This window comes from Komagataeibacter xylinus, from assembly GCF_031081985.1.
Classification (GTDB): domain Bacteria; phylum Pseudomonadota; class Alphaproteobacteria; order Acetobacterales; family Acetobacteraceae; genus Komagataeibacter; species Komagataeibacter xylinus_E.
Window position 1 is genome coordinate 79,458 of the sequence record NZ_JARWSK010000004.1, and the last position, 23,766, is coordinate 103,223.

At 61.4% G+C, this 23,766-nt stretch carries 20 protein-coding genes; 11 read left to right on the top strand and 9 right to left on the bottom strand.

What is annotated here, in order from left to right; genetic code table 11:
- Positions 1-5: 5 nt before the first annotated feature.
- The 5 genes from QEG70_RS08590 to QEG70_RS08610 all read right to left on the bottom strand — a co-directional run bounded on the left by QEG70_RS08590 (position 6) and on the right by QEG70_RS08610 (position 4,604).
- Positions 6-851 carry a copper resistance protein B gene (locus QEG70_RS08590; RefSeq protein ID WP_308720305.1) on the bottom strand — a complete coding sequence of 282 codons (846 nt, stop codon included), beginning with the start codon at positions 849-851 and terminating at the stop codon, positions 6-8.
- Positions 848-2,911, bottom strand: a complete 2,064-nt coding sequence (locus tag QEG70_RS08595; protein ID WP_308720306.1) for a copper resistance system multicopper oxidase — start codon at positions 2,909-2,911, stop codon at positions 848-850. Before QEG70_RS08595 ends, QEG70_RS08590 begins: the two co-directional genes overlap by 4 nt.
- 77 nt (positions 2,912-2,988) lie before the next feature.
- On the bottom strand, positions 2,989-3,378 hold the full coding sequence (locus QEG70_RS08600; RefSeq protein ID WP_308720307.1) for a hypothetical protein: 390 nt from the start codon (positions 3,376-3,378) through the stop codon (positions 2,989-2,991).
- A 75-nt stretch (positions 3,379-3,453) separates the two neighbouring features.
- Entirely contained in the window at positions 3,454-4,260 is an 807-nt protein-coding gene (locus QEG70_RS08605) for an FTR1 family iron permease (protein ID WP_308720308.1), read from the bottom strand.
- A 2-nt stretch (positions 4,261-4,262) separates the two neighbouring features.
- Positions 4,263-4,604: a cupredoxin domain-containing protein gene (locus QEG70_RS08610; protein WP_308720309.1), complete on the bottom strand. Its 342-nt coding sequence runs from the start codon at positions 4,602-4,604 to the stop codon at positions 4,263-4,265.
- Positions 4,605-4,799: 195 nt separating this feature from the next.
- On the opposite strand from QEG70_RS08610, the gene hmpA reads away from it, so the two are divergent.
- The 6 genes from hmpA to QEG70_RS08640 all read left to right on the top strand — a co-directional run bounded on the left by hmpA (position 4,800) and on the right by QEG70_RS08640 (position 11,924).
- Positions 4,800-6,002: an NO-inducible flavohemoprotein gene (gene hmpA, locus QEG70_RS08615; protein ID WP_308720310.1), complete on the top strand. Its 1,203-nt coding sequence runs from the start codon at positions 4,800-4,802 to the stop codon at positions 6,000-6,002.
- Between the two features lie 257 nt (positions 6,003-6,259).
- Positions 6,260-6,952, top strand: a complete 693-nt coding sequence (locus tag QEG70_RS08620) for a glutathione S-transferase (RefSeq protein WP_308720311.1) — start codon at positions 6,260-6,262, stop codon at positions 6,950-6,952.
- A gap of 74 nt (positions 6,953-7,026) precedes the next feature.
- Positions 7,027-8,649 (top strand): ABC-F family ATP-binding cassette domain-containing protein, encoded by a 1,623-nt coding sequence (locus QEG70_RS08625; protein ID WP_308720312.1) that lies wholly within the window; start codon positions 7,027-7,029, stop codon positions 8,647-8,649.
- 57 nt (positions 8,650-8,706) lie between these two features.
- Entirely contained in the window at positions 8,707-11,094 is a 2,388-nt protein-coding gene (locus QEG70_RS08630) for a heavy metal translocating P-type ATPase (RefSeq protein ID WP_308720313.1), read from the top strand.
- A 138-nt stretch (positions 11,095-11,232) separates the two neighbouring features.
- Positions 11,233-11,529: a metal-sensitive transcriptional regulator gene (locus QEG70_RS08635; protein WP_308720572.1), complete on the top strand. Its 297-nt coding sequence runs from the start codon at positions 11,233-11,235 to the stop codon at positions 11,527-11,529.
- Between the two features lie 125 nt (positions 11,530-11,654).
- Positions 11,655-11,924 carry a hypothetical protein gene (locus QEG70_RS08640; protein WP_308720314.1) on the top strand — a complete coding sequence of 90 codons (270 nt, stop codon included), beginning with the start codon at positions 11,655-11,657 and terminating at the stop codon, positions 11,922-11,924.
- Between the two features lie 79 nt (positions 11,925-12,003).
- Here QEG70_RS08640 and QEG70_RS08645 read toward each other — a convergent pair whose 3' ends face one another.
- Entirely contained in the window at positions 12,004-13,107 is a 1,104-nt protein-coding gene (locus QEG70_RS08645; RefSeq protein ID WP_308720315.1) for a glycerophosphodiester phosphodiesterase family protein, read from the bottom strand.
- A gap of 204 nt (positions 13,108-13,311) precedes the next feature.
- On the opposite strand from QEG70_RS08645, the gene QEG70_RS08650 reads away from it, so the two are divergent.
- From QEG70_RS08650 to QEG70_RS08665, 4 genes are all read left to right on the top strand, one after another.
- Positions 13,312-16,218 carry a TonB-dependent receptor gene (locus QEG70_RS08650; protein WP_308720316.1) on the top strand — a complete coding sequence of 969 codons (2,907 nt, stop codon included), beginning with the start codon at positions 13,312-13,314 and terminating at the stop codon, positions 16,216-16,218.
- A gap of 461 nt (positions 16,219-16,679) precedes the next feature.
- A complete protein-coding gene (locus QEG70_RS08655; protein WP_308720317.1) occupies positions 16,680-17,294 on the top strand; it encodes a sugar dehydrogenase complex small subunit in 615 nt (204 codons plus the stop codon).
- A gap of 16 nt (positions 17,295-17,310) precedes the next feature.
- A complete protein-coding gene (locus tag QEG70_RS08660; RefSeq protein ID WP_308720318.1) occupies positions 17,311-18,948 on the top strand; it encodes a GMC family oxidoreductase in 1,638 nt (545 codons plus the stop codon).
- Positions 18,941-20,263: a c-type cytochrome gene (locus QEG70_RS08665; RefSeq protein ID WP_308720319.1), complete on the top strand. Its 1,323-nt coding sequence runs from the start codon at positions 18,941-18,943 to the stop codon at positions 20,261-20,263. Before QEG70_RS08660 ends, QEG70_RS08665 begins: the two co-directional genes overlap by 8 nt.
- A 148-nt stretch (positions 20,264-20,411) precedes the next feature.
- Here QEG70_RS08665 and QEG70_RS08670 read toward each other — a convergent pair whose 3' ends face one another.
- The gene (locus tag QEG70_RS08670; RefSeq protein ID WP_308720320.1) at positions 20,412-20,690 is read right to left on the bottom strand and encodes a hypothetical protein; all 279 of its coding nucleotides are present in this window, start codon (positions 20,688-20,690) and stop codon (positions 20,412-20,414) included.
- Between the two features lie 184 nt (positions 20,691-20,874).
- On the opposite strand from QEG70_RS08670, the gene QEG70_RS08675 reads away from it, so the two are divergent.
- Positions 20,875-21,438, top strand: coding sequence for a phosphatase PAP2 family protein (locus tag QEG70_RS08675; RefSeq protein WP_308720321.1), 564 nt, complete (start codon positions 20,875-20,877; stop codon positions 21,436-21,438).
- A 117-nt stretch (positions 21,439-21,555) separates the two neighbouring features.
- Here QEG70_RS08675 and QEG70_RS08680 read toward each other — a convergent pair whose 3' ends face one another.
- Positions 21,556-22,947 (bottom strand): NAD-dependent succinate-semialdehyde dehydrogenase, encoded by a 1,392-nt coding sequence (locus QEG70_RS08680; protein ID WP_308720322.1) that lies wholly within the window; start codon positions 22,945-22,947, stop codon positions 21,556-21,558.
- A 242-nt stretch (positions 22,948-23,189) separates the two neighbouring features.
- Positions 23,190-23,648, bottom strand: a complete 459-nt coding sequence (locus QEG70_RS08685; protein WP_308720323.1) for an Rrf2 family transcriptional regulator — start codon at positions 23,646-23,648, stop codon at positions 23,190-23,192.
- Positions 23,649-23,766 lie beyond the last annotated feature (118 nt).

Below are 23,766 nucleotides of genomic sequence, written 5' to 3' on the forward strand. Positions count from 1 at the left end.
CCAGCTCAGAACCAGCTTCGCACGCCAAAGGTCAGGCGCAGCGCCCCGCTCTCGCCCTGCTGGTCATGCACGATGCGGCGGGCCTGTGTCAGATACCCCGCATAGGACACGGCTACATAAGGCGCGAATTTGCGCCAGATCTCGTAGCGCAGGCGCAGCCCCGCATCCACATCCGAAAGTCCGGCCCCAACCTGCCGCGCCGGGTCGGCTTTGGTATAGAGATTGAACTCCGCCTGTGGCTGCAAGATGAGCCGGTTGGTGAGCAGGAAATCATATGACCCCTCGATGCGGGAGGCAAAGCGCCCCCGGTCGCTGACATAGGCGGTGACCTGGAACTCGAACTGGTACAGCGCCAGCCCCTGCACGCCCAGCGCCCCCCATGTGCGGGTGGGGCCATCATCAATATCGGCGCGGACACCGGCCTGCACGTTCCAGTAGGGCGAGACCGCGCGGCTGTACAGCAGTTCGTGGTCGCCATCATGCAGGCGGCCATGCTCCAGCGTGCCCTCCGACTTGAGCCATAGCCGGTTGTAATCGCCACCGTACCACGCTTCGCCATCCCAGCGGAAATCGGTGCCACCGGGCGCGTAACGCCCCTCAAGCTGATCGAGAATGCCATGAAGGTAGCGGCCCTGGTCCATGACCGGCTTCATGCCGCCCACATAGGTTACGGGCGCGTTGGTGGGCGCATCGGCAGCGTGATAGGCGGGCCGTGGCGGGAGCTTGCGTGGGTGTGCCGTTGCGGTTTTCCGGGCCGTGGCCGTGGCCGTGGTCGTGGCCTGGCTCTGGGCCTGCGCGGGCAGGGCCGTGGCCAGTAGCAGCAGGGCTGCAACAGGGAGCGCGCGCCTCATTCCACGATCACCGTGCGGAACATGCCCGTTTCCATATGCAGCATGAGGTGGCAGTGATAGGCCCACATCCCCGGCGCATCGGCCGTGACAAGGTAGCTCAGCTTCGAGCCGGGTTGCGAGATGAGGGTGTGCTTGTAGGGGCGGTAGGCGCCATGGCCGTTTTCAAGTTCGCTCCACATGCCGTGCAGGTGGATGGGGTGCTCCATCATCGTGTCGTTGATGAGGGTGAAGCGCACGCGTTCGTTGCGCCGGAGCCGGATTGGCCCTGATTCGGAAAACTTGCGCCCGTTGAAGCCCCAGATATAGCGCTCCATGTTGCCCGTGAGGTGCATGATGATCTCGCGCGTGGGCGGCCTTGGGTCGCTGCCCGGCCGGGTGGCGCGCAACTGGCTGTAGTTCAGCACGCGGCGGCCATTATGCTCCAGCCCATCGCCGGGGCTGCCCAGGCGGTTGGTGGGCATGCGGGCGATATTCTGGTTTTCCACGTTCAGGGGCGGGGGGCCGGGGTCATCCACTTCCAGCACGGGCGTCATTCCGGGGGCGGGCATGTCATGGTGCATTGCCTCGTGCGTGTGCATGGGGGCAGCAGGGTTGTGGTGTGCGGGGGCATCCATGTGGTGTTCAGGCATGGGCATGCCGTGCTGGGCTGGCGCCGGAGGCGATGGCTGCATGTCCGCCATGTCCATGCCAGCCATCATGTCATCCTCGGGGGCTGGCATTGGGGTGCCATGCCTGTGCGGTGTCGGGTTCGGGGTGGATGCCTGCATGCCGCCCATGGGGTGCTGGGGGGCAGTCATGTCCATGCCCTCCATCATGCTGTCTTCGTGGTGCGGCATAAGGTGGCTGTGTCCGTGCGCTGCCTGCATGCCGGGCGCATGGTTTGGCATGGCCATGCCTTGCATGCTTTCGCCGGGTTTCATGTCGCCCATGCCCATATCGACCATGGTGCGCACCGGGCGCGGGTCCATGGGTGGAATGGGGCCGCTCATGCCCGGTTGCGGGGCCAGCGTGCCGCGGGCATAGCCGGTGCGGTCCTCGCTCTGGGCAAAGATGGTGTAAGCGCGGGCCTGTGCGGGTTGCACGATCACGTCATAGGTCTCGGCCACGCCAATGCGGAACTCATCCACCGGCACGGGTTCGACCGCGTTGCCATCGGCTGCGACCACCAGCATTTCCAGCCCCGGTATGCGGATATCGAAAAAGGTCATCGAGGCGCCATTGATGAAGCGCAGCCGCACCCGCTCGCCGGGGGTGAAGAGGGCGTTCCAGTTCATGTCGGGCGCATGGCCGTTGAGCAGGTAGGTATAGATCACGCCCGTGACGTCAGCGATGTCGGTTGCGGCCATGCGCATGCGCGACCAGGCCAGCCGGTCCTTCAGGGCAGCAAGCGGGCTGCCCGCGGCTCTGGCCTCACGCGGGAAGGAGGCCAGCGTGCGCTGGCGGAAGACATAGTAGTCATCCTGCATCTTGAGGTTGGAGAGCATGTCCATGGGCGAGACATCGGTCCATTCCGATAGCATGATGACATAATCACGCGCGCAGGCCTGCGGGTCGGGCACGGGCGGGTCGATGACGATCGCGCCATACAGCCCCTGCGCCTCCTGCATGCCGGAATGGCTGTGGTACCAGTACGTGCCGCTCTGGGTTATGGGAAAGCGGTAGGTAAACGTTTCGCCGGGCGGAATGCCCGCAAAGCTCAGCCCCGGCACGCCATCCATGCCAGCGGGCAGGCGCAGGCCGTGCCAGTGGATGGAGGTGTCTTCATCGGCCAGCGTGTTGGTGACGTTGATGCTCACCGTATCCCCCTGCCGCCAGCGCAGGATGGGGCCGGGCACATCCCCGCCGATGCAGGGCGCGTGCAGCACCTTGTGGTCGATTTCAATACGGGAGCGGCCCACGCGCAGGTCCCAGCGCGCGCGGGCAGCAGGGGGAATTTGGCCAGCAGTGGGCGTGTGGGCCTGTAGCGGGCGGGGCAGGGCGGACATGGCCGCCCCTGCGCCCAGCCCCGTTACAAAACGGCGGCGGCTCAGGCCGCCCCGGTTGCGAGACGGAATCAACATGAAAAAAATCCGGTAAGGAAACAGGTCGGTCAGAGCCCGCCCGGCGCAGGGCAGGCGCGCGCGGCGCGGTGACGTGTTCAGATGTTCCGGATTTTGGGCGGCCGCAGGGGGGGGAGCCAGTCGCCGCCCGGCGCCGGGGCCTGCCGGGAGGCGATGAAAGCACGCGTTCCCTTGGCGGGCAGCCCGTTCAGGCGCTCGGCTACTGGCGGCGCTGGCATGTCTGACAGACCCGCATGCACATGGCAGCACGGGGGCTGGCCGGGAGGTGCGGGATTGTTGTGGGCATGGTGCATGCGGGCCATGTGCAGGGCATGGGCGGGGGTCATGCAGTCAGGGGTCATGGCGCAGGCCGTGGCCAGTGTATGGGCATGGGCAGCAGGTGTGGGCACAGCGCCAAGCAGCAGCCCCGCCTGCATCAGCAGCCAGACCAGCAGGCCAACCCATGTCCGGCCCCGTGCCCTGAACATCGCGCACTCCCATCCGCCACGAAGCGTTGCAAACTGTTGCCCATAATACCCATGGGGGGCATGAAGGGAAGTCTTTTATGCCCGCCTGCGCACCATTCGGGTGGCGATCAGCATCACCGCCAGCGTCACCCCCCAGGCTGCGAGCTGGATGCCCATGGGCCGGTCGGAATAGCCCACCAGCGCCTTGGCGGCCCGCCCCACCATGCTGCCATCAGACAGCAGCCACGACGTATCCCACACCTCATAACCCAAAGCGGGCACGATATCATCGGCCGCCAGCAGGGCTGCGGCCTGGCTGGCCATGCCAGCGGCCAGCAGGGCAATGAGCAGGCCGGTCACGGCAAACAGCCGGTGCAGCGGAATGACGATCAGCCCGCGATACAGCAGCCACGATATGCCGCCGCCCGCCACAATGCCCAGCAGCCCGCCCACCAGCATGGGCACCGGGCCGGAATGGGTGGAAACCGCGATGCCGTACAGGAACAGCACCACCTCCACCCCCTCGCGCAGCACCGCCACGGCCACCACTACGGCCATGGCCGCAAGCGAGCGCTGGCCGGTTGCCACCTGCGTGCCCAGCGCCTTCATGTCGCCTGCCATCTCGCGCCCGTGCCGGGTCATCCAGATATTGTGCCAGCCCAGCATGACCACCGCGATGCACAGGATGGTGGCCGAGAACACATCCTGCCCGTTGCCCGACAGCGCCGCCGAGAGGCTGCCCGCAAACACCGCCACCACCGCGGCCCCCGCCACGCCGGCTGCAATGCCGCCCGCCACCCAGCGCCCCCGTCCCGCTATGCCCTGCGTTGCCGCCAGCACGATGCCAATGATCAGGCCCGCTTCCATGACCTCACGGAAAACGATCAGCAGACTTCCCAGCATGTTCAGGGCTCCTGCGTTACGGTAACGGTGCCCGTTGCCTGGTCGGGGTGGTAGTCATCGAAGAATTTGTAGGTGCCCGGATGCAGCGGCCCGGCATGGACCGTAATGGTGGTGCCCGGCACCACGATCTTCTCGAATTTCAGGTCATAGCTTTCAAATTCGTCGGTCGTGTCATCCTGGTTGTCCAGCATGATGAGAAAGCGCGTGCCAGCAGGCACCGTAAAATGGTCCGGGCTGAAGTGATGGTCCTTGACCACCAGGTGCACCGGGTCCTGCGCCCATGCCGGTGGGGCGGACAGGAGGGCCGCAAGCCCAAGGCAGGACAGGGTGGTTGCGTAACGCATGAACAGACTCCGCGTGGAATGACGGCAAATTATTGCGACTTATTATCACTGTCAATTTTGGTCTTTCCATCCGCACCGTCCTGCCGATGCGGGGCAGGCATGCGCGGGCAGGGGCGCGATAAAGGTATGTTCTATTGACATCTTTTTGACAGGCCATAAAAGGTTTCCACTAAATACACCTTAATGGAGGCCAGAATGGCGCCGCCGCTCGATGACACAACCCGCAGCATCATCAAAGCCTGCGTACCCGCGCTTGAAGCTCATGGCCTCACGATCACGACCGAAATGTATCGCCGCCTGCTGGCCAATCCGGCCATTCGCGACCTGTTCAACCTCTCGCATCAGGAAGATGGCGCGCAGCCCAGGGCGCTGGCCCTGGCGGTGCTGGCCTATGCCCGCAACATCGATAACCTCGGCGCCATGGCAGGGGCTGTCGAACGCATTGCTGAAAAGCATGTGGGCCTGAACATCGAGCCCGAACACTACCCGTATGTGGCCGACGCCCTGCTTGGCGCGATTGCCCAGGTGCTGGGTGATGCGGCAACGCCTGAAATTCTGGAAGCATGGGGTAAGGCTTACTGGTTCCTGGCCGATATCCTGATCGGGCGGGAAAAACAGATCTACGCGGCCCACACGGCAGCCCCCGGCGGCTGGGTGGGGTGGCGGCCTTTCCGCGTGCAGGCCCGTAAGGCCGAGAGCGAGAGCGTGACCTCCTTTGAGCTTGTGCCTGAGGATGGTGCCCCCGTGATGCGGCATGCGCCGGGGCAGTATCTCAGCTTCCGGCTTGATGTGCCGGGGCACGGGCGTGAACGGCGCAATTACAGCATCTCGTCCGCTCCCTCCGCGGATGGCTACCGCATCAGCGTGCGCCGTATCGAGGGGGGTATTGTGTCGGACTGGCTGCATGACAGCGTGCGCGAAGGCACCGTGTTGCAGGTTTCCGCCCCCGCCGGTGAGTTCACGCTCATGCCCGATACCGGCCCCATCGTGTTCCTGAGCGCAGGGGTGGGGCTGACGCCCTTCATGTCCATGCTGGCGGACCTGACGGGCAGCGACGGGCATCCCCCCATCCATTACATCCACACCACCCGCACTCCGGGCACGGAAGCTTTTGGCCCCGCCATCCGGGCGCTGGCAGGGCGCGGGCGGTTGCAGGCGGATATTTTCTACACACGGCAGGCCCCGCAGGCCGCAGCACCCGTGCCGGGGGTGACCTGCCATGAGGGGCGCATCACGCCCGCATGGCTACGGGACCGGGTGGACCCGAATGCAACCTATTACATCTGCGGCCCCGATGGCTTCATGCGCGACATGGTCGGCGCGCTGAAGGAGGCTGGTGTGCCGCCTGCGCAGGTCCGCTACGAATTCTTTGGCCCGGCCGCAGACCCGGCGTTATAAGGCGAACGAGTTACTTTTTTGGGAAAACCCTTATAAAACAATGAAGTTTTTGGTGAAGCTTTTTTCAAAAAGCTTCAGGAAATGCCGCCTTTTTGAAAAAAGGCGGCACCCAAAAACTTTTACTCTTTTGGTAGTCATCAGGCATGCCGTGGGCAGATCAGGCGGAACCAAACACGCGGCCATGCCCTTAACCGCCTGTATCCGCAGCGCGCGTGCCGCCAGGCGGGTTCATGTTCTGCCCCGGAAGGTCAGCCGCCATGATTACCGTGCATCATCTCGACAATTCGCGTTCGCAGCGCATTTTGTGGCTGCTTGAGGAACTCGAACTGCCCTACGAGATCCGCTTTTACAAACGCGACCCCAAAACCATGCTCGCCCCGAAAAGCCTGCGCAGGATCCACCCGCTGGGAAAGGCCCCGATCATAACTGATACGGAGGGCGACGTGACGCTTGCGGAAAGTGGGGCCATTATCGAATATCTTGTCGAGCGTTACGGCAATGGCCGCCTGCAGCCCGAGCGCGGCACGCCCGAGCACGTGCAGTTCCTGTACTGGCTGCATTATGCAGAAGGCTCGGCCATGCCGCCGTTGCTGCTCAAGCTGGTGTTCGGCCTGCTGCCCACGCGCGTGCCCTTCATCATCCGCCCCGTGGCCAGCCTGATCGCGAGTGGGGTGCAGAGCCGGATCATCAACCCGCAACTCAAGCTGCACATGGATTTCTGGGAGCAGTCGCTCAGCCAGCGCAAATGGTTCACGGGCAAGGACTTCACCGCAGCCGATATCCAGATGAGCTTTCCGCTTGAAGCTGCTGCCACCCGCGCCGGGGCGCTGCCGGGCAGGCCCCATGTAGGTGCCTTTTTGCGGCGCATCCATGCACGGCCTGCCTATCAGCGCGCGCTGATTAAGGGCGGCGCCTATGCCTTTGCTTCGGCAGGGGATGCGCCAACCTGAGTGTATGGCTGCGGTTTACGCCTCACCTCGGTTCGTATTAAGTGCGCGAATTCCTTCCGCGCCTCCGAGGTTCCATGATTCGTCTCGACAATATCAGCAAGCATAACGGCCAGCGCCTGGTCTTCATTGAAGCATCAGCCGCCTTGCAGAAGGGCGAGAAGATCGGCCTCGTGGGGCCAAACGGGGCGGGCAAGACCACGCTGTTCCGCATGATAACCGGGCAGGACGAACCCGATGAAGGCCAGATCCTCACCGATCGCGGCATTACCATCGGTTTTTTCAGCCAGGATGTGGGCGAGATGGCGGGCCGCAGCGCCGTGGCCGAGGTTATGGAGGGCGCCGGCGCGGTATCGGAGGTGGCTTCCGAACTCGCCACGCTGGAAACGGCACTGGCCGACCCCGAGCAGGCCGACCAGCTTGAAACCATCCTTGAACGCTTTGGCGAGGTGCAGGCCCGTTTTGAGGAACTTGGCGGCTATGCGCTCGACAGCAAGGCGCGTGAGGTGCTGCACGGGCTGGGCTTCAGCCAGGAGATGATGGATGGCGATGTCAGCCGCCTCTCGGGCGGGTGGAAGATGCGCGTGGCCCTTGGCCGCATCCTGCTCATGCGCCCCGATGTGATGCTGCTCGATGAGCCAAGCAACCATCTCGACCTTGAAAGCCTGATCTGGCTGGAACAGTTCCTGGCCGGTTACGATGGCGCGCTGCTCATGACATCGCATGACCGGGCGTTCATGAACCGGGTCATCAACAAGGTGATCGAGATTGATGGCGGCAACCTGACCAGCTTTTCGGGCGATTACGAGTTCTATGAGCAGCAGCGCGCCCAGAACGAGAAGCAGCAGCAGGCCCAGTTCGAGCGCCAGCAGGCCGCACTCGCCAAGGAAATCAGCTTTATCGAACGCTTCAAGGCCCGTGCCTCGCACGCAGCGCAGGTGCAGAGCCGGGTCAAGAAGCTCGAAAAGATCGACCGCGTCGAGCCGCCCAAGCGCAGGCAGGCGCTGAGCTTCGAGTTTCCGCCCCCGCCGCGCTCGGGCGAGGACGTGGTCAAGCTGCGGGGCGTGGATAAAAGCTATGGCAGCCGCGTGATCTACCACAACCTCGACCTGCTGATCCGCAGGCGCGAGCGGTGTTGCGTGCTCGGCGTGAACGGTGCAGGCAAGTCAACGCTGCTCAAGCTGGTTACCGGCGCCACCCAGCCCGATGCGGGCACGGTTACGCTGGGTGGCAGCGTGAAGCTGGGCTATTTTGCCCAGCATGCCATGGACCTGCTCGATGGCAGCCGCACGGTGTTCGAAACGCTGGATGATGCCTTTCCGCTGGCAAGCCAGGGTTCGCTGCGGGCGCTGGCGGGCAGCTTCGGCTTTTCAGGCGATGAGGTGGAAAAAAGCTGCCGCGTGCTGTCTGGCGGCGAGAAGGCGCGGCTGGTCATGGCGATGATGCTGTATGATCCGCCCAACTTCCTGGTGCTTGATGAGCCGACCAACCACCTCGACATCGCGACGAAGGAAATGCTGATCACATCGCTCGCGCAGTATGAAGGCACGATGCTGTTCGTATCGCATGACCGGCACTTCCTTGCCGCCTTGTCCAACCGGGTGCTTGAAGTAACCCCCGGTGGCATCCACCAGTATGATGGTGGCTACACGGAATATGTTGCCCGCACCGGGCAGGAAGCCCCCGGCCTGCACGCCTGAACCGGCAGGACCGCCCTTGAAAATACCATTGGGGGGTATAAAGTCAGGTCGGTGAACATGAGGAGCGCCGCCGTGGCCCAGACTGTCAGTTTCCCCGTAGGGGGCATGAGCTGTGCCGCCTGTGCTGCGCGGCTTGAAAAGGTGCTCAACCGGCAGGCGGGCGTGCAGGCCACGGTTAACTTCGCCACAAACCGGGTGCAGGCCGCGGTTGATGACCCCGCAACCGCACTGCCTGCCATGGCCACCGCCATTGGCAAGGCGGGTTTTGAGGTTGCAGAAAACAGCGTGGACCTGTCGGTTACCGGCATGAGCTGTGCCGCCTGCGCGGCGCGGGTCGAGAAAATCCTCAACCGCCTGCCGCTGACACAGGCCAGCGTGAATTTTGCCACCGGGCGCGCGCATGTCACGTACGTGCCCGGCGTGAGCGGGCCGGAAACCTTCATTGCCCGCATTGAAAAAGCCGGTTTTGGCGCGACCATGGTGGATGATGCGGCACCGCACCCGGACCCGCACGCCCTGCGCATGCAGGCATGGCGGAGGGAGCGCAACCAGTTTGCCCTGACCCTTGTGCTGGCGCTGCCGTTTGGGGCGCAGATGCTGGCCATGCTGGCGGGCATGGGGTTCATGCTGCCCGGATGGTTGCAGGCCGTACTCGCCACGGTGGTGCAGTTTTACTGCGCGCGCCAGCTTTATCCACGTGCGTGGAAGGCCGTGCGCGGCGGCGCTGCCAACATGGATGTGCTGGTGGTGCTGGGCACGGGCATCGCCTATTTCTTCAGCATGGCCGTGCTGCTCCTGCGCCTGCCGCAACCGCTGTATTTCGAGAGCAGCGTTGCCATCATCACGCTCATCTCACTGGGCCGCCTCATGGAAAGCCGCGCGCGTGACAGGACGGCAGCGGGGCTGGAAAGCCTGCTGAAACTCCAGCCCGCGCTGGCCCATGTTGAACGCGACGGCGTGGTGCATGACTGCCCGGTGGAACAGGTGCGCGTGGGCGATGTGTTTGTCGTGCGCCCCGGCGAGAGCCTGCCGGTGGATGGCGTGGTGCTTGAGGGCGCATCGGATGTGAATGAAGCCATGCTGACCGGCGAAAGCCTGCCTGTGACCAAGCGGGCGCAGGACACGGTGTTTGCGGGCACGCTCAATACCACGGGCAGCCTGCGGGTGAAGGCCACCGGCGTGGGGGCTGATACCGCGCTGGCGCATATTGTGAAAATGGTGGAGCAGGCGCAGGGCAGCAAGGCGCATGTGCAACGCCTGGCAGACCGGGTGGCCGGCGTGTTCGTGCCGGTGGTGCTGGCGCTGGCGGCCCTGACCTTTGGCGTGTGGTGGGGGGTGAGCGGGCAGGTTGCACCCAGCCTCATTGCCGCCGTGTCGGTGCTGGTCATTGCGTGCCCATGTTCGCTGGGGCTGGCCACGCCCACCGCCATCATGGTGGGCACCGGGCTTGGGGCGCGCGCTGGCATCCTGTTCCGCAACGCCGATGCGCTGGAACAGGCCCAGAAGCTTGATACAATCATGCTCGACAAGACCGGCACCCTGACCCAAGGCACCCCCACGGTGCAGGACATGCAGCCCGCACCTGGCGTGGACCCGGCCCGGCTGCTGGGGGTGGCGTGCACGCTGGAGCAGGAGTCCGAGCACCCGCTGGCCCGTGCCATCATGGCGCATGCAGCAGGCCTTGGCGTGCGGCCCGGCACGCTGGCCGGTTTTGAAGCCACGCCGGGCCTGGGGGTTGCGGGCATGGTGGACGGGGAGCCTGCCTGCCTCGGTTCGCCACGCTTTGTGGCCGAACGCGGCATGGCGCTGGACCCGGACGGGACAGGCGCGCTGGCTACTGCCGGGCGCACCGTGATTGGTGTTGCGCAGGCAGGGCATCTGCTGGGCTATATCACCCTGTCCGACACGTTGCGGCCCGATGCGGTGGCGAGTGTGTCAGCACTCCGGGCGGCGGGCATCCGGGTTGTCATGCTCACGGGTGACAGCCCGCAGGCAGCAAGCCCCATTGCGGCCGCCGTGGGGGTAGATGACTACCGCGCGGGCGTGTTGCCCGGTGACAAGGCGCGGATTATCGAACAGTACCGCACGCAGGGTCATGTGGTGGGCATGGTGGGCGATGGCATCAATGATGCCCCGGCGCTGGCGGCGGCCGATGTGGGTTTTGCCATCGGGGCCGGTACAGCTATCGCGCGCGAGACGGCGGATATCGTGCTGATGAAAAATGAACTGGCCAGCGTGAACGATGCCATCTCGCTCTCGCGCGCCACATTGGCGAAGATCCGGCAGAACCTGTTTTTTGCGTTCATCTATAATATTCTGGGCCTGCCACTCGCCGCCTTCGGCCTGCTCAACCCCATCGTGGCGGCAGGCGCCATGGCCATGAGTTCGGTCTCGGTGGTCAGCAACGCGCTGCTGCTCAACCGCTGGAAGCCGCGCGCCCGATAACGCAACCCTGTTACGGTCTGTTCCGCCTGCATGTGCTTGCCTATGCTGCGGCGTAGTGGCATGACCCGGCACGATTCAAGGAATGGACGACAACGCGTGACCAGACATAAACAGCAGGGAACAGACTCTGCCTCGTGCATGCAGTGCGCCCCATCACAGGACAGGGTTGTGGAACAGCCGCACAAGAAAGCCCTGATCAACCGCATACGCCGCATCGAGGGGCAGGTGGGCGGCGTGCTGAACATGATCGAGAATGACCGCTACTGCGTGGATATCCTGACCCAGATCTCGGCGGTCAAGTCAGCGCTCGATGGGGTTGCGATCCAGATCCTGTCCTCTCACGCCAAGGGCTGCGTGCGCAAGGCGGTGCAGGAAGATGGAGGCGAGGAAACGATGGAGGAACTGCTCGGTATCATCCGCAAGCTGATCCGCTAGAGCAGATCCAGTTTGAAAGGAAGAGGCTGCCTTTGCTGAAAAAAGGCAGCCTCTGGCCATGTTCGTTCCATAGCCATCAGTAACGGAACAGATTGCCGACTGATCTTTGCTACAGAGTAATGAAAATGACCGCACCGCCTGATTATGCAAAAGTGCGCGAGGTATGCCCCGTTTGTAGCCAGGGATGGGTGCTCGTTGCACGGGACAACGCAACACATGCCCTTTTTTTCCGCTGCGATGAATGCGGAAATGAATGGGAGGATGCCCGGAGCATCGAGGATGAATCATCAAGCATGAGAGATGATCATTACGATTGGGATTTTGTGGAAAGCAGGGAGCTGGCAACAAATAAAGTCTATAAATACGTTATCAATAAAATATCAAAGAACTGGTAACGTATCATGGCACCCCTGATGCTTCAGGGGTGCTCCCGCCATCATTTTCCATATCCCTGCGTTTGCGCGCATACCGGCGTTACATGCCCAGCGCCATGCGGCCTATGGCCGGGTCATCGGTAAAGAAACCATCAAGCCCCAGATCCAGATGGCGGCGTATTTCGGCAATCGCACCGGGTACGTTGCGCGCGCTGTCGCCATCGCCATTGCGTAGCTGGGCGGGCAGGAAGTGGTTCTCGGGGCGGAAGGTGTAGGAATGCACCAGCAGGCCCGCCGCATGGGCGTCATCAATGAGCGTGGTAGGGGCAAGCCACGCGCCAGAGGCATCACGCGGAATGATGTCGTCGTTCGAGGGACCGATCACATCCGCATAGGCGCGTACGCCACGCAGGCCGTCGGGGGTCATGAAGTCACCAAACGTGAGTGGCCTGGCGGTGCCCAGCGTGTCGGGCACCGTTTCCGCGCGCCCGCCCATGAGGAACATCAGCCGTGCCTGCGGGTTGATGGCCTGCACCTGGCCATGGAGTGCGCGCAGGTTCGCCGTCTCGAAGGACTGGACCTCGAGCGGGCAGTAGCGGGTGTAGTCGTGGGCCGCGATGACGCGCAGGAACGTCTCCTCCGGCGTGTGGCCGAGTTTATGGAAATGCGTTGAATTCTTGATTTCGGGAATCAGCCCGATCATGCGCCCGCGGCTTGCGGCCTCGGCTGCCACAAAGTCGATCACTTCCTCAAATGTCGGAATATCGAAATGCCCGTCATAGCGGGTGTTGTGGGCGCGGATGGCGGGCAGGCGTTCGTGCGCGCGCAGGGTCTTGAGTTCGGCCAGGGTGAAGTCGGTCGTGAACCAGCCGGTTTCCGCCTTGCCATCAATGGTGATGGTGCGGCGGCGGCTGGCAAACTCCGGGTGGCTCGCCACATCGGACGTGCCCGCGATATTGCTTTCATGGCGGGCTATGAGCACGCCGTCGCGCGTGGGCACGAGGTCGGGCTCGATATAATCCGCGCCATCGGCAATGGCGCGGGCGTAGGCCGCGAGCGTGTGTTCAGGCCGCAGGGCCGATGCCCCCCGATGCGCCATGACAGAGGGCACTGGCACCAGAGAAGGGTTTGCAAAAGCCTGCCGGGCTGTCAGCGCCGCCATGCTCATCAATGTGCCTGTCATGGCCAGTCTACGGGTCAGCATGCCTTTGGTCCTTTTAAAAGCGCGCGCCGATTTTAAGCCGGAACACGCATACGGCAATGGGCGGCGACGGGCCTGAATGGCGGTTAACCGCGCATATTATATGACAGTTTAATGAAAGTTCTTCCGCAAAAGGAGAAAACCGCTTTTTCGATTGTCACCCCTGTCATGACCGCCCCTGGCGTCCGATAACAGGAACCATGATACATGACAGTCCGTTTCCGGTGTGATTTCCGTGCTTTTTTACTTATGGCCGCTGGCACGGTCAGCCTGGTAATACCATGGGCGCGCGCCGAGGCCCGGAGCATCCATATTGCCGCCCAGCCCATGGCGCAGGCGCTTGAGGCGTTAGGGCGTCAGACGGGCCAGAACATCGTTTTCACCCCGCAGCAGGTGGCCCATATCCAGGCCAATGCAGTCAATGGCAACATGACGGCGGCCCAGGCGGTCCGGCGCATGCTCGCCCATAGCGGGCTGACAGCCGAGAGCGTAAATGGCGGCGGTTTCATCATCCATTCGGGCGCTGCAGCCAGCACGGCGGAAAAGCACCGTGCATCATCCGAAAAAGGCGAGAAGAAGGACGGCGTGAACGACATTGAAAAGATGTTTGTTGTCGCCCACAAGAAAAGCCAGAACGAAAAACGCACCTCCAACATCATCATGGACACGGTGGCGTATGACCCGTTTGAAAACCTTGGCGGCGTGTCCTCGGTGGCCCAGTCCCTGATCCAGCTACCCGGTGTGACCGGCATTACCGATGGCGATGAGCCGCGCTACATCAGCGTGCGCGGCATCAGCCCCGACCTCAACCACACGACAATGGACGGCATTACCCTTTCCTCCATCGGCGAGAGCGGCAGTGCGGGCACGCGGCGCGTCAACCTGCAGGACATTCCATCGGAAATGACCTCGCGCATGAACGTGTACAAAAGCTTCACCGCCGAGCAGGATGGCGATGCGATTGGCGGCGTGATCGACCTCATTCCCATGAGCGCCTTTGACCACAAGGGCCTTTACAAATATCTCGATGCCTATGGCATCTGGTCCAGCAAGCGCGGGGGCGTGGGTGCCAACGGGCTGAGCGGTTATGCGCCGCATATGGGCGAGGGGGCCAAGGGCACGTTTTCCGACACGTTTGGCAAGCACCATGAGTTCGGCATCGTGCTGTCCATGCGCTACCAGGAGCGCGCGCGCAACACGACCAAGAACTGGCAGGCCTATGATTATGACAATGCTGATGGCACGAGCAGCACCACGCCCGGCACGTCATGGGACGGGCATGTCAGGCCCAGCCAGTATTCAACCGGCGAATACGCCAATGACGTGACCAATATTGGCGGGTCGGGCAAGTTGGAATGGAAACCCACTGGCAAGAACCTGTACATGTCCCTCATGGGCTGGTCCTACGCGCGGTGGGAGCACTCGGTCATGGACAAGGAGGATTACAACCTCAAGAACACGGTCACGAGCGAGGACGGGATGGATATTCCCGTCAGCAGCATCTACGTGCGGCGCAGGCAAAATGAATGGCACCGCCAGAACAGTGGCATCATCGGGCATATCGACTGGCACAAGGACCGCCATGACCTGATCCTGCGCGCGGGCTACACGATGGAAGACTATAACGACTACCAGCCCTATATTGCCGCGCACACAACCCCGAAAAAACTGACCGCCGACTATACCGGCTACCCTTCAGAAACTGGCATGTGGCAGCAGGGGGCGCTATCGAACCCCACCGCAGCACAGACTGGAACATGGAACCTGTATAATGATGGCTCCTACCAGACATGGGAGCGTGCCTCCGAGCGTGTGCCATCGGTGAGGCTGGATTATAGCTGGAACACCGGAAAGAATGCCAAGGGGTTTGGCATCATGAGCGGCTTCCAGTGGCGCGAGCTGACGCTCGACCATAACGAGCAGCAGATCTATTACGACAGTACGGAAAATTTTACTGGCCAGATGCTCCAGAGCAATCATGTGCCATGGAACAATATCTACCCCGAAACCTTCATCGGCCCCGATGGGTATAAATTCAACTGGTCCAGCCTGACGGTGGACCAGAAGAAATCGCTCTATAACAGTGGCATTTCAAATTACAGGTATCGTGAGAACATATTCGACGGCTATGTCTCGCTGCATTACATCTGGAAAAATACCGCCTTTATTGCCGGCGTGCGGGCCGACGCTACCAATTACGCGGGTTGGGCTCCACAGATAAATGGCACGACGCAAACGGTTTCATCTGGCTTTACCAAACAGTCCGGGTCTTACATCAATCCGTTGCCCTCGTTTGATGTCGTGCATCACTTTCCGCAGGATGTAACGATGCATGCTTCCTACAGCCAGTCCATTGGCCGCCCCGCGCCGGGGCAGATCGCCATGGCGGCATCCGAGAGCTGTGGGGACGATGACTCTGGTGGAACAGACTGCACCATCTCCAAGGGCAATACCAAACTCAAGCCCCGCCGGTCCCAGAACTTTGATATTTCGGTTGATAAATGGTTTAACCGCGGCAATGGCATGGTCAGCCTTGCGTTCTTCAGCAAATGGATCAAGGACGATATTGTTACCAGTCGCTCCCTTTATACCGATAATACCGGCACGAGCTATCAGGTAACCATGCCGGTGAACGCGCAGTCCGCCGGGGTCAAGGGCATCGAGTTCAATGTCATGGACCGCAACCTGCATGCCTTTGGCCAGATCATCGACCTGCAGGCGAACGTGACGTGGCTCAAGGGCCATGAAAGCTATTCAAACGGCACATCGGTGGTCAATTACAATGCCATGATCTACCAGCCCAGCTTCATCGCCAATGGCATGATGACGTGGCATATTCCGCAGATAAAGGGCGCGCTGCGCACGACCGTCAATTATTCGGGCAAGTATTTCACCTCCTTTGGCGCAACGCCGGGCGCATCGGACGGGTTTGGCAACTTCCTCACCTTCAACCTGGGCTTCTGGCACCAGGTCTATCCGGGCATTACGCTCAAATACGAAGTCATGAACCTGGCCAACTGGCAGCCACGCTACGTGACTGGCGATCATCTGCAATATGTTGATGAAATGGATAATTATGGTCGTGCCGTTTATTTCCATGTTGTTTTCAACTGATGGATGGCGTGTCCGGGGTGGCGGTTTTGAAAACTGCCCCCGGGCGCATGGTCATGGCCTGGTGGAGGATGCAAAAGAACAGGTATGGGGGTATCGTGTTCATGAAAATGTGAAATATTAATGATACTTTTTCAATGCATATTAAGCGTATTCCATAATCAGCATGCATCATGCCATTATAATGGCTGCCATTCATGGTTCTGTCGCCACGGAGGCAGCCTGTGGTTGTGGTGCTCGGCGGCCCGGCCCTGCCATTATATTTTTACAAAACATGTCCTTCTCCGTGGCAATCGCCACTTTTACTCGTAAGACGTGAAGCTGCTATACGCGGACATGGGGGTATAAAAGGTTGCAGGACTGCAGTAAGTGGCTGTATCGGTATAAACACTATTGCATCCCGCACGGTCATGCCTGTCTCCCGGCATTCCTGCTGGACCAACGTGCATGAGAGGCGACGCTAGATGGCTGCAGACCGGCCCTGTTTTCCTACCAGTATTCATCGTTCCACCCCCAACGCCATCAGGCTGAACCGGGCGCTGCGCATGTCGCGCCGCGATGCGCTGATCGGTGCGCTCGGGGCCGCCGTCGTCGTGACGGGCAGCAGGCAGGGCATCGCCGCCACGGCGGAGCAGGACACGGTCGTGCCGCTGTTCATGGCCCTGTCGCAGCGCCTGACGGACCGCGACGCGCTTGATCCGCGCATTGGCAACGCGCTGTGCGCGGGCATCATTCACGCGGTGCCCGAGCGCCGCGACCAGATCCAGAAGCTGCATGACTTCATGACCGGCGGCAGTTTTGCCTCGGCCCATGCGCTCGCTGTCGCCGCCGAGCATCAGGATCCCGTGTTCAAGGCGGTCATCCAGGATATCCTGACCGGCTGGTATCGTGGTCTCGCCGATCACAAGGTCGTGGTCTACCGCTCCGCGCTGATGTTCGACATCACCAAGGATGCGATCTATCCCAAGACCTATGCAACGGGTGGTCCGTTCTACTGGACCCAGACCCCGCCGGAAGTGGCTGTTCCCACTGGTGAACCTGCCCTTTCGCCTTCGAAACTCGTGATCGAACCTACCTGATATCCGGAGCCTTTTTATGCCGTCCGAACAAGACCTATCTGCTGACGTCGTAATCGTCGGCTCCGGCGTCGCTGGCAGTTCCATTGCCAACGAACTGGCGCGCGCGGGTATTTCCGTCATCGTGCTCGAAGCCGGGCCACGCGTCGACCGCCAGCATTTTGTCGAGAACTTCCGCAACCTCGAGAACAAGCCCTCCTATCAGGGGCCGTTCCCCGCAGTGCCCTGGGCGCGCCATCCGCCCGATCAGGTCACCCCCAACGATTACCTGCATACCACCGGCCCCGATGCGGAGGCCTACCAGCAGGTCTACCTGCGTATGATGGGTGGCACCACCTGGCACTGGGCTGGCTGCGCGTGGCGTTACCTGCCATCGGATTTCGAGCTCAAGACCCGTTATGGCCAGGGCCGTGACTGGGCGCTGAAATATGATGATCTCGAGCCGTTCTACTACCAGGCCGAGGTGATGATGGGCGTGTGCGGCCCCGACCCGAAGGTGGAAGACCTCGGCTCCCCGCGCCAGCAGCCTTACCCGATGGATGCGCTGCCCATTTCCTACGCGGCCCAGCAGTTCCGCAAGCTGATTGCCGAGAAGACGCCGTATCGCGTGGTGCATGAGCCGCAGGCCCGCAACACCCGCCCGTATGACAGCCGCCCGACCTGCGAGGGGCATAACAACTGCATGCCCATCTGCCCGATCGGGGCGATGTATAACGGCAGCTACTCCGTCTATCATGCCGAGGCGGCGGGGGCGAAGTTCGTGCCCAACGCCGTGGTGTACCGAATCGAGCGTGACAGCGCCAACAAGCGCGTGACCGCAGTGCATTATTACGATCCCGACAAGGGCTCGCACCGCGTGACCGGCAAGTATTTCGTGATTGCGGCGCACTGCATCGAGACCGCAAAGCTCATGCTGTTCTCCGCCGATGAGCAGAGCCCGGACGGCATTGCCAACAGTTCGGGCCATGTTGGCCGTAACATGATGGACCACACCGGCGTGCAGGTGAGCTTCATCAGTGGCGACAAGGCCCTGTGGCCCGGTCGTGGCCCGCTTGAAACCAACGTGATCGACAATTTCCGCGATGGTGACTGGCGCAACGAGCGCGGCGCGTATCTCGTGCACATGGTCGATGACAACCAGGTTGACCTTGCCACGCAGCTTGCCATCGCCAAGGGGTATGTGGGCCGCGAACTTGAGGAACAGATTCGCTATCTCGCCTCGCACACGGTGCGCCTGTTCAGTCATAACGAAGGCCTCGCCGACCCGGACAACCGCCTGACGCTGAGCAAGACCAACAAGGACATACTCGGCATCCCGCACCCCGAGGTCTATTACAAGCTGCCCGAATATACCGTGAAGAGCTGCGAGCACACGCGCGGCCTGTTCCGCGACCTGATCGGTCTCATGCACGGCACGGATGAGGAATGGACGCCCGGCTACTTCCCGCAGGACCATCCCGCGGGCAGCACCATCATGGGCACCGACCCGAAGGATTCCGTGGTGGACGGCTTCTGCCGCACGCATGACCATGAGAACCTGTTCATCGCGAGTTCGTCCGTTTTCTCTTCGGTCGGAACCGGGAACATCACCCTGACAGTCGCCGCACTTGCCCTGCGCGTGGCTGATACGCTTAAAAAAGAACTCGCCCATGCCTGACGTAACGCGCAAGATCCTGTGGTCGGTCCTGACCGCAGGCACTGCTCTTGCAACATTTTCCGCCGTTCCCGCCCGGGCGGATGATCCTTCTGCCGACCTCATGGCCCGTGGCGAATACATCGCCACGGCAGGCGACTGCGTTGCCTGTCATACAGCACCCGGCGGCAAGCCTTTCGCCGGTGGCCTGAGGATCACCACGCCCATGGGCGATGTGGTGACGACCAACATCACGCCTGATCCCGATCATGGTATTGGAAAATACACGGAAGAGGATTTCGAGAAGAGCCTGCGCCACGGCATTCGCCGTGATGGCAGCAGGCTTTATCCCGCCATGCCCTACGTGTCCTATTCCGGCATGACCGATGGCGACATAAAGGCGCTGTATACCTGGTTCATGCATGGGGTGAAGCCGGTGGCCGAGACGCCGCCGGTCACATCGCTCAACTTCCCGGCCAACCTGCGTATCACCATGGGCCTGTGGAACATGGTGGCGACGAGCGAAACCCCGGAGACGGGTGATTCCGCTACCTTTGATAAGTTGCGCCGGGGCAAATACCTCGCCCGTGCCCTTGAGCATTGCGGCACCTGCCATACCCCGCGCAACATCATGCTGAGCGAGAAAGAGGACAGCTACCTTGCCGGCGCGAGCCTGCTCGGATGGTATGCCCCCAACATCACTTCCAGCAAGACGGGCGGCATCGGTAACTGGAGCGAGGACAACCTTGTTGAATACCTCAAGACCGGCCATGTGGCTGGCCTGAGCCAGGCAGCCGGCCCGATGGGCGAGGCGGTGGAGCACAGCACCAGTCATCTGACGGATGATGACCTGCATGCGCTTGCAGCCTACATCCTGCAGGTGCCTGCCAAGGATGACGAAGCCGAGCACAGCCCGCGCGAGCAGTATGGCAAGCCGCTCGAACAGGCGGATGTCCGCTCGGGTGAGCTGACCCGCATCGACAATCTTGCCCAGATGGATGGCGCGCAGATCTATGATGCGAACTGCGCGGCCTGCCATGGCGGCAATGGCGCGGGCACGGCTGACCATTATGCGCCCTCGCTGTTCCATAACTCGGTTGTGGGCTCAGCCCGGCCCGATGACCTGATCATGGCCGTGCTCAATGGCGTGGACCGTAATGCGGGTGGGGTGCATGTGCATATGCCTGCCTTCAACCAGAGTTCTGACGTGCAGCGCCTGAGCAATGCTGAGATTGCCAGCGTGGTCAACTATGTCACGGCCACCTTTGGCAGCGGTGACCACGGTGTTACCGCCGAGCAGGTGGAAAAAATGGGCAAGGAACTGCCCAAGACTCCCTGAAGGCCCCAAGCTCCGGCGGCCCTGCATCCTTACTGATGGTTGCAGGGCCGTTGGATCTGGTCTTTGAAACATTGTTTAAAAATAACAATGCTTTCAGCGTAGAAATATCGCCCACACGTGGCAGTAAAAAGCCAGCCCTCTGAAATAACTACTTTTTGTGCCGAGGCGAAAGACGCACGGGTGTTTTCGCTGCATCAAAGCCGTGTTCTTCTACCCGTAGTGGAACGATCGTGTCTGGCGCATGGTTTCTGTCTGGCCAATGGCCCCAGATGACCTTTGCTGCGAATGTGCGCCCACGGCATTCAACGTTCACCGTATCGCCCACGACGGGAACCGGGCCGTTGAAAAGGTTCTGATCAGCGCGGAGTTCGCGTTCGGTCACGACCTCCCCGGATTTCAGCAAAATCCGTTTGATCCAGTAGCGCATGCCACAAGCATAGCACACAGTCTCCATCCTCCAAGCGAGATGTCAGGCGGTGTAGCTGGGCAGGCAGCATACTGATCCAGGCGGCGCGGTCGAATGCGGCAGGTGGCTCCCGAACGCTGTCTGCTGGCGACCGGGCGGTGTCTGTGATAGGCACGACAGGCGCAAAACGGGGCAACAGATCATCATGCTGCATTTCATTACCGATTTTGCCGATCAGGCCGTGATGCTGCCGATGATGGTAACCGTGGCCCTTATCATGGCTGTGTACGGATGGTGGCGTGGTGCTGTGGTCTGGGCGGTGACGGCGGTTGCGATGCTGGCGGTCATGCTGCTGCTTAAAATAGCCGGTCTTTATTATGCCGCGATTGAACAGACCGCCATCATCAGCCCCAGCGGGCATGTCGCGGCAGCGTGCATGGTGTATGGCGGGCTTCTCGTGCTGCTGGGGCAGCGGTATTTCATGCGTTTTCCAGCACTCATGCTGGTGCCATTATCGGGTATTGGCATTGCCGTGGCATGCACCCGCGTGGCGTTGCATGCCCATACCCTGTTCGAGGTTGTAACAGGCGGGGTGGTTGGCTGTGCCGCAGGCGTGCTGCTCGGGCGGGCATGCGGGCCTGTGCCGCAGCGCTTATGGCTCTATCTGCTGCCTGCAGTGGTGTGCGTGGCCGTGCTGTTTCATGGGGCGCATCTGGGTATTGAAGGCGCGATACGCTGCATGTTCATGCCCGGGAAAATCATTGCGTGATTGAACCGGGATAATACAAATTCAGGCTTTGTTTTTTAAAGTAAAGTTTTTGGCCCGGTGCGCCGGGTGGGCACCGGCCAGGGCGTCATGCCCCAGCCAGTGCCCGGTTTTAGTGCATCAGAACGGTGCGTCGATGTTCACCACGTCGATCAGCTTGTGATTGACGAATTCCTTGATGCCAAGACCGATCAGTTCACGGCCATAGCCCGAGCGGGCCACACCGCCAAACGGCAGGTCGGCTTTCACCATGGTCGGGTGGTTGACGTAGACCATGCCGGTATAGATCTGCTCGGCCACCTTCACGCCGCGCTTGGTGTCCTTGGTGAAGACAGCACCACCCAGGCCATAGGGTGAGTCATTGGCGATGCGGATGGCATCAGCCTCATCCTTGGCGCGGTAGAGCTGCGTTACGGGGCCAAAGAACTCCCAGTGGCGGGCTTCATTGTTCTCATGCAGGTTGGTCATGAGCAGCGGCTGGAAGAAGGCGCCCTTTTCAGGCACGGGCGCGCCAATCACTTCCACAACGGCACCATGCTTCTTGGCTTCTTCAACCTGCGCGCGCAGGTCGTCCGCCGCCTTCTGCGAGGAGAGCGGGGCCAGCTGCGTTGCCGGGTCCATCGGGTCGCCTGCCTTCAGGCTGGCAACGCCCTTCTTGTACAGCTCCACAAAGCGGTCATAGATCGCGTCAGCCACGATCAGGCGCTTGGCCGAGACACAGACCTGGCCCGCATTCCAGTGACGCCCGAACACGGCCCACTTCACGGTCTTTTCCAGGTCGGCATCTTCGAGCACCACGAACGCATCGGAACCACCGAGTTCCATCGTGGATTTCTTGAGCGCCTTGGCGGCAATGCCCGCCACAATGGCGCCCGCGCCTTCAGAGCCGGTCAGGGCCACGCCACACACGCGAGAATCGCTCAGGATCACCTCGGTATGATGGCGGGCGGCATACAGGTTGCGAAAGCCACCCTTGGGCAGGCCGGCTTCCTGCATCAGCGTATCGAAGGCGGCGGCGCACTGCGGCACGTTGGAGGCATGCTTGAGCAGCACCGTGTTACCGGCGGAAAGCTGCGGCGCAATGATGCGGGCCACCTGATAGTAAGGGAAGTTCCACGGCTCGATGGCGAAAACGATGCCCTGGGGCTGATGGATGATCATGGCCTCGCCCTCATCGGGGTTGGCGACCGGCAGCTTCTCGGCTTTCAGCAGGCGCTCGGCATGTTCGGCGTAATACTCGAAGATCTCTGCCGACAGGATGGTCTCGGCCTTGGATTCCGCGTACGTCTTGCCCATTTCCAGCGTGATCAGGCGGGCATATTTGTCAATGTCGCGGCGCAGGATGGCGCCTGCGGCCTTCATCACTTCCGCACGTTTGGCAAACGAGGTGTGGCGCCATGCCTTGAAGGCATCATAGGCATCGGTCAGCGCGGTCTGGACTTCCTGATCCGTAGCATCGGGGAAAGTCTTCAGCTTTTCACCAGTATAAGGGTTGGTCGTAGCATAAGCCATGGACAATCTGTTCCTTAGAGTTTCGTCAAGTATATATTCCACATGCAGGCGTGCAAGAATCGTTTCAGCTATCATTAATGCACCGAACGTGCAAAAGCTGTTTTTTCATTCAGGCGGAATGGATGCGGAAATTTTTTACGGGAAACCGCACTTTTCCGCTCTCTGGCCTGTTTTGTACCGGTGGTTGGCGGCTATGGTAAAATGGAGTTTACCGTTTGTGCACCAGAAGTCTGGTGGCGGCCTCAGGCAGGAAGCGGATTGTCGAGCAGCCTGCGTTCCCGGTCGGTTATGACATCGGCCAGTGTGTAACGGTCCAGCACCGAGATGAATAGCCCCAGCGCTTCATGCAGTACGCCGCGCAGGCGGCACACATCGCTCAGGATACAGCCTCCCCTGCGGTTCGGGCCTTCTGGCTGGGGCGGCTGCATGCAGGCCACCAGGCCCATATCTTCTTCCGTATAGCGCACGACATCACCGATCAGGATCTGCGCGGCGGGTCGCCCCAGGCGCAGGCCGCCGTTACGGCCACGGATGGTTTCCACAAAGCCGCCCTGTCCCAGCCGATGGATGATCTTGATCAGATGATTTTCCGAAATGCCATAAGCCTGCGCAACCTCCCTGATCGATGTCAGGCGGTCGGTATGGATGCCCAGGTAGATCAGGGTTCTCAGGGCGTAATCGGTATGCAGGGTCAGGCGCATGCAAGGAGATATATAGATGTTTCCCGTTAATTCCAGTGGTTAATGATATTCCCCGTTCCGGCTGCGTCCGATAAGGGGGAGGAAAGAGCGGCCAGGCGGAGGGAAAGATCAATATCAT

Bases quoted from the DNA above. Each gene is read 5' to 3' on its own strand.
- QEG70_RS08590 (WP_308720305.1), bottom strand. From the start codon at position 851: ATGAGGCGCGCGCTCCCTGTTGCAGCCCTGCTGCTACTGGCCACGGCC.
- QEG70_RS08595 (WP_308720306.1), bottom strand. From the start codon at position 2,911: ATGTTGATTCCGTCTCGCAACCGGGGCGGCCTGAGCCGCCGCCGTTTT.
- QEG70_RS08600 (WP_308720307.1), bottom strand. From the start codon at position 3,378: ATGTTCAGGGCACGGGGCCGGACATGGGTTGGCCTGCTGGTCTGGCTG.
- QEG70_RS08605 (WP_308720308.1), bottom strand. From the start codon at position 4,260: ATGCTGGGAAGTCTGCTGATCGTTTTCCGTGAGGTCATGGAAGCGGGC.
- QEG70_RS08610 (WP_308720309.1), bottom strand. From the start codon at position 4,604: ATGCGTTACGCAACCACCCTGTCCTGCCTTGGGCTTGCGGCCCTCCTG.
- hmpA (WP_308720310.1), top strand. From the start codon at position 4,800: ATGGCGCCGCCGCTCGATGACACAACCCGCAGCATCATCAAAGCCTGC.
- QEG70_RS08620 (WP_308720311.1), top strand. From the start codon at position 6,260: ATGATTACCGTGCATCATCTCGACAATTCGCGTTCGCAGCGCATTTTG.
- QEG70_RS08625 (WP_308720312.1), top strand. From the start codon at position 7,027: ATGATTCGTCTCGACAATATCAGCAAGCATAACGGCCAGCGCCTGGTC.
- QEG70_RS08630 (WP_308720313.1), top strand. From the start codon at position 8,707: ATGAGGAGCGCCGCCGTGGCCCAGACTGTCAGTTTCCCCGTAGGGGGC.
- QEG70_RS08635 (WP_308720572.1), top strand. From the start codon at position 11,233: ATGCAGTGCGCCCCATCACAGGACAGGGTTGTGGAACAGCCGCACAAG.
- QEG70_RS08640 (WP_308720314.1), top strand. From the start codon at position 11,655: ATGACCGCACCGCCTGATTATGCAAAAGTGCGCGAGGTATGCCCCGTT.
- QEG70_RS08645 (WP_308720315.1), bottom strand. From the start codon at position 13,107: ATGCTGACCCGTAGACTGGCCATGACAGGCACATTGATGAGCATGGCG.
- QEG70_RS08650 (WP_308720316.1), top strand. From the start codon at position 13,312: ATGACAGTCCGTTTCCGGTGTGATTTCCGTGCTTTTTTACTTATGGCC.
- QEG70_RS08655 (WP_308720317.1), top strand. From the start codon at position 16,680: ATGGCTGCAGACCGGCCCTGTTTTCCTACCAGTATTCATCGTTCCACC.
- QEG70_RS08660 (WP_308720318.1), top strand. From the start codon at position 17,311: ATGCCGTCCGAACAAGACCTATCTGCTGACGTCGTAATCGTCGGCTCC.
- QEG70_RS08665 (WP_308720319.1), top strand. From the start codon at position 18,941: ATGCCTGACGTAACGCGCAAGATCCTGTGGTCGGTCCTGACCGCAGGC.
- QEG70_RS08670 (WP_308720320.1), bottom strand. From the start codon at position 20,690: ATGCGCTACTGGATCAAACGGATTTTGCTGAAATCCGGGGAGGTCGTG.
- QEG70_RS08675 (WP_308720321.1), top strand. From the start codon at position 20,875: ATGCTGCATTTCATTACCGATTTTGCCGATCAGGCCGTGATGCTGCCG.
- QEG70_RS08680 (WP_308720322.1), bottom strand. From the start codon at position 22,947: ATGGCTTATGCTACGACCAACCCTTATACTGGTGAAAAGCTGAAGACT.
- QEG70_RS08685 (WP_308720323.1), bottom strand. From the start codon at position 23,648: ATGCGCCTGACCCTGCATACCGATTACGCCCTGAGAACCCTGATCTAC.